Source organism: Blastomonas sp. (genome assembly GCF_041747255.1).
Lineage (GTDB): Bacteria > Pseudomonadota > Alphaproteobacteria > Sphingomonadales > Sphingomonadaceae > Blastomonas.
Genome location: NZ_JBGTFM010000132.1, coordinates 1 through 4,596 on the forward strand (window position 1 = coordinate 1; position 4,596 = coordinate 4,596).

6 protein-coding genes are annotated in these 4,596 nt (G+C 59.8%); 3 read left to right on the forward strand and 3 right to left on the reverse strand.

The window, feature by feature from the left end; genetic code table 11:
- The 3 genes from ACEW8G_RS04715 to ACEW8G_RS04725 all read left to right on the forward strand — a co-directional run.
- The coding region (locus ACEW8G_RS04715) for an HpcH/HpaI aldolase/citrate lyase family protein (protein WP_373487293.1) at positions 1-243 on the forward strand (243 nt) is incomplete at its 5' end.
- Positions 244-322: 79 nt separating this feature from the next.
- Positions 323-1,981 carry a diguanylate cyclase domain-containing protein gene (locus ACEW8G_RS04720; RefSeq protein WP_373487294.1) on the forward strand — a complete coding sequence of 553 codons (1,659 nt, stop codon included), beginning with the start codon at positions 323-325 and terminating at the stop codon, positions 1,979-1,981.
- 26 nt (positions 1,982-2,007) lie between these two features.
- On the forward strand, positions 2,008-3,051 hold the full coding sequence (locus tag ACEW8G_RS04725) for an IS5 family transposase (RefSeq protein WP_373487297.1): 1,044 nt from the start codon (positions 2,008-2,010) through the stop codon (positions 3,049-3,051).
- A gap of 127 nt (positions 3,052-3,178) precedes the next feature.
- Here the strand turns inward: ACEW8G_RS04725 and ACEW8G_RS04730 are convergent, their stop codons facing one another.
- The 3 genes from ACEW8G_RS04730 to ACEW8G_RS04740 form a co-directional block, all read right to left on the reverse strand.
- Positions 3,179-3,724 carry a hypothetical protein gene (locus ACEW8G_RS04730; RefSeq protein ID WP_373487295.1) on the reverse strand — a complete coding sequence of 182 codons (546 nt, stop codon included), beginning with the start codon at positions 3,722-3,724 and terminating at the stop codon, positions 3,179-3,181.
- Positions 3,725-3,740: 16 nt separating this feature from the next.
- On the reverse strand, positions 3,741-4,484 hold the full coding sequence (gene flgH, locus ACEW8G_RS04735) for a flagellar basal body L-ring protein FlgH (RefSeq protein WP_373487296.1): 744 nt from the start codon (positions 4,482-4,484) through the stop codon (positions 3,741-3,743).
- Positions 4,471-4,596: flagella basal body P-ring formation protein FlgA (locus ACEW8G_RS04740; RefSeq protein ID WP_373487298.1), on the reverse strand; the 126-nt coding region annotated here is incomplete at its 5' end. The genes ACEW8G_RS04740 and flgH, both read right to left, overlap by 14 nt.

Here is a 4,596-nt window from a genome sequence, read left to right on the forward strand (position 1 = left end):
TCGGAAGCCGAAACAGCCTTTGCCCAGGGGTTCGATGGCAAGCTCGCCATTCATCCGGCACAGGTGCCTGTCATCAACGCGGCCTTCAGCCCCTCTGCGGCCCAGATCGACCACGCCGAACGGGTTGTGGCTGCCATGTCGGGCGCGGGTGTGGCGCAAATGGACGGGCAAATGCTGGATCAGCCGCATCTGGTTCAGGCGCAGAAGATCCTGACCCTCGCCCGGCGGGCCGACAAAGGCTGAACACGCGGCGGACAGGGCCGGATTTAAACGTTGATTTACCCCTCGCGCCTATGACCACAGGGTATGGTATGGGATTGTGATGCAGATTGACCCTGATCAAAACGCTGAACTGATGGCGATGCAGCAGTTGATCGGCCGCGACATCTTGTTGCCGCTGTTCGAAAATTCCTCGTCCTTCATCATCGTGCTGGATGCGGCAACGCTGCGAATCGTGGCGGCCAACCGGCCTGTGCGTGACATGCTGGGATTGAACATGCGGGGGTTGCAGCGGCTGTACCTGTCCGACGCGCTGCCCGATCTGCCGCCCGGGCGTGTGAACCGGGTCCTGCAACGGTTCAACGGATTGCGCCGCCCGCGGGTGCGCCTGCGGCTTGCCTTGCGGCGGCGTCAGGACATGATCCTTGATGTTGATATCATGCGCATGGCGGGCCGGGTGCCGTCGATTGTCGTGCAGGCGCAGGACATGACGAACACGTTGAACGCCCTGCGGCAGGCCGACAATGCCGAAGCGCGGTTGACGACAGCCATCGACGCCCTGTCCGATGGTTTTGCCCTGTTCGACGCCGCAGACCGTTTGGTGATCTGCAACGATACCTTCCGCACGTTCTATCCCGCCAGCGCAGCGGTCATGCAGCCCGGCATCATGTTTGTCGATATCCTGCGCGCCGGGCTGCAAAAAGGTCAGTATGCCGCAGCCATCGGGAAAGAGGCCGCCTGGCTTCACGATCGCATGGACCGCCACCTGAACAATCCCGGCGCAATCGAACAGAAACTGTCGAACGGGCGGTGGCTGCGGATCGTCGAACGGCGAACGGTTGATGATGGCCGCGTCGGTCTGTGGGTCGATATCACGACATTGAAAGAACAGCAGGACGCCCTGCGCCGCCTTGCGGTCACCGACGAATTGACGGGTCTGCGCAACCGGCGCAACCTGCTGGAAGACATCTCTTTGCTGCTTGATGGCCTACCGCCGCAGCGATCGGTCGTGGTGTTCCATCTGGATCTGGACCGGTTCAAGGCCGTCAACGATGTCTACGGCCATCTGGCGGGCGACCATGTCCTGAAACACTGCGCTGCCGTGCTGGAAAGTGCCGTGCCCCCCGGCGATTTTGCCGCGCGGGTCGGCGGCGATGAATTCATCGTGGTGCGGCGGATGCCGTCAGACCAAGCGCAAATCAATGATTTTGCAAACGAAATCATCAAGCGCATGATGGAACCGATCAGCTATGCGGGTCAGTTTCTGCATATCGGCGCGTCTGTGGGTGTCGCACTTTTGGACGTCGGGATCGGCATGGGGGCCCGGGGAACGGTCCTGACCGCCGCCGACCTTGCCTTATACGAGGCGAAAAAGCTGGGCGGCATGGCGGTTTTCTATGAAACAGGCATGCTTGATGACGTCATGGCACAGAATGCACTGGCCAGAGAATTGCAGACCGCTCTCGAACGCCATGAATTCGAAGCCTACTTTCAGCCGCAGATCGACGTTGCGCGCGGATCGTGCATCGGTTTCGAAGCATTGCTGCGCTGGAAACACCCCAGACGCGGTGTTCTGTCTGCCGGCGTGTTTCTGGCCATTGCACAGCGGGCCGGGCTGACAGACGCGCTGGACACCCTGATGATGGACGAAGCCTGCCAATGCCTGCGCTGGCTGGCCGAACAGGGACGGCCCGACATCAGCGTCAGCATAAGGGCACCTCGAAAAATTGCCCTGACCTTACCGCTGGGTTATGATGCCTAAGGTTTTCGATGGCTTGAGGTATGACGATGGCGCAGATGGGTTTCTTCGATCTTTCAGACCGCTATGCGAGCCTGGACGCCAAAAAGGACCCGCTGGTCGCGATCGACATCGTTGTGCCTTGGGAGGAGTTCCGGCCAACGCTTGAGGGGGTTTGGCGCAAGCCGGATTCAAAGCGTAAGTCGCGGGCGGGACGCAAGCCGATCGACGCGATCGTGATGTTCAAGGCGCTGGTTCTGAGCGCGCTCTACAACCTGTCGGACGATCAGATTGAATATCAGGTGCGTGACCGGTTGTCGTTCATGAGGTTCCTGAGCCTCGGACTGGAGGACCGCGTGCCGGATGCAAAGACGGTCTGGCTTTACCGCGAGGCGCTGGCTCGGGCGGGCGTGGTGGAGGCGCTGTTCAAGCAATTCGACGGCTATTTGGCGCGGCAGGGCTACATCGCGCGAGGCGGACAGATTCTGGATGCGTCCATCGTGCCAGTGCCGAAGAGCCACAACACCCGCGAGGAAAACAAGACCATCAAGGGCGGCGAGGTGCCCGAGGATTGGGAAAACAAACCCGCGATGCGCTCACAGAAAGACTTGGACGCGCGCTGGACGAAAAAGCATGGCAAGAGCCATTACGGTTACAAGAATCACGTGAATGTGGACCGCAAGCACAAGCTGGTGCGGCGCTATGACGTCACTGACGCAGCCGTGCATGATAGCCAAGCGGTGGATCACCTGCTGATGCGGGGCAACACCGGTGCTGGCGTCTGGGCGGATTCAGCCTATCGGTCCGAGGAGATCGAGGCGAAGCTGCGGGACAGGAAGCTGACCAGCCACATCCACCGCAAAGGGAAACGGGGCAAGCCTCTGACCAAACAAGCCAAGGGCAGCAACCGGACCAAATCGACCGTGCGAGTCCGGGTTGAACATGTCTTCGGCGCGCAGACCAACGACATGGGCGGCACGCTGGTGCGCACGATCGGCATGGTGCGGGCGAAGGCGAAGATCGGGATGAAGAACCTGGCCTACAATATGCGGCGCCTCGTTCAGTTGCGCCGCATTAACCCGTGCCCAGCATGAACACCGAGCAAACCACCGAGCAGATCGCAAAGATCAGGCCGCAAGGCCGTAAAAACTGCGCGTAAACGGTGCCGCGCCGTCACTGTCCCAGGGGCGCCAGGCATCAACCGACTGCCTCCCTCCCGCTTCACGCCAAACACACCGCTGCGCACCCACGAAAATGGTCAAAAATCGAGGTGCCCATAAGAATATCAAGTGCCGTCGGCCCGAGGATGTTTCGGGCAGATTCAAGCAGCTTTTGCCTGAGGATCCGCATTTTAGATGCGTCGGTGTAGTTGCCCGAAAAGCCGCCGATACTCGCATGATTGAACATGTCTTGCAGGAGTTGGTCGCGGAGTCTTGGTTCGGCAGCATAGACTTTGGGTACATCTCCGGGTGGCACTTCGAGGCTCAGAGACAGCAGGGCCATCGATACCAGCTTTTCGTCCTGCATGACGGGAACGATGAATTGTTTTTCCAATGGTGCAAACTCACGACCCAGGTCAGATGCAAGCGGGGTCACGGGTGCGTCGGTACTTGGCACGCCGGCAGTGTCGCCGCAGGGTCCATTTGCGGCTGGAATGACGGCGGCGTCCAGTGACTTATCTGGCTCTTGTTTGAGCATGAGGCCCGCTCCGACCCCTGATCCAACGCCGACACATAATAGAACGACCGGCAATATGACTTTTTTCATGTGACGAATAACCTGTTCAGAAAGGAAGGAGTTTTTCCAGTGCTTGGTTCCCGTAGCGGGGCTGCTGCATATCGGTGACTTGACCACGGCCGCCATATGAAATGCGGGCTGACGCAATCTTGTCGTAAGTAATTTCATTCTGCCGCGTGATGTCGGCGGGCCTTACGAAACCCGAAACCGTGAGTTCGCGCAGTTCAAAATTAACGCGCACCTCCTGCTGGCCCTCCACTGCGAGAACGCCGTTCGGCAGAACATCTGTGACAGTGGCCGCGATGCGCAGGGTCAGCTTTTCGTTGCGCGACACGGACCCGTCACCTTGAGACGAGGAATTGGAATTGAGGCCGACAGCGCTGCCAAGTGTGGCGCCGGCTGGCAGCAACGAGTCGAGCTTTTGTGGCAGTCCGACCAGACTGGGTACACCCATCGTCTGGGACGCAGACTGGGACCTGTCGGATGAATTTGAAATTTCTGCCTTGTCGTCAATCTCGATCACCACGGTCAGAATGTCCCCCTGTTGCATCGCGCGCCTGTCACCCAGCAGCGAGCCCCGGTCGCCGGTCCACAACGACGCGCCTGCGCCCGGAAAATGGGGAGCTGTTTCAAGTGACTGCGGCAAAGCGTAGGTGACCATCGCAACACGGTCGGCGGTTGACTGTATGGGGGTGAGGTCTGGTTTCCGGCCGATTGGACTCGACGTGCAGGCAACAGTCAGTGTGAGAGCCGCTGCAACCAAACTGCGCCGGATTTCAGTGGGACACATATGCAGCGCCGTCTGCGCCGATTTGCGCGGTCACCGTTGTACGCGACGTAAGGTTCATGACACGTATGACATCACCGACGCCCGCCCGACCCAAGGCGCGACCATCCGTTGA

Bases quoted from the DNA above. Each gene is read 5' to 3' on its own strand.
- ACEW8G_RS04720 (WP_373487294.1), top strand. From the start codon at position 323: ATGCAGATTGACCCTGATCAAAACGCTGAACTGATGGCGATGCAGCAG.
- ACEW8G_RS04725 (WP_373487297.1), top strand. From the start codon at position 2,008: ATGGCGCAGATGGGTTTCTTCGATCTTTCAGACCGCTATGCGAGCCTG.
- ACEW8G_RS04730 (WP_373487295.1), bottom strand. From the start codon at position 3,724: ATGAAAAAAGTCATATTGCCGGTCGTTCTATTATGTGTCGGCGTTGGA.
- flgH (WP_373487296.1), bottom strand. From the start codon at position 4,484: ATGTGTCCCACTGAAATCCGGCGCAGTTTGGTTGCAGCGGCTCTCACA.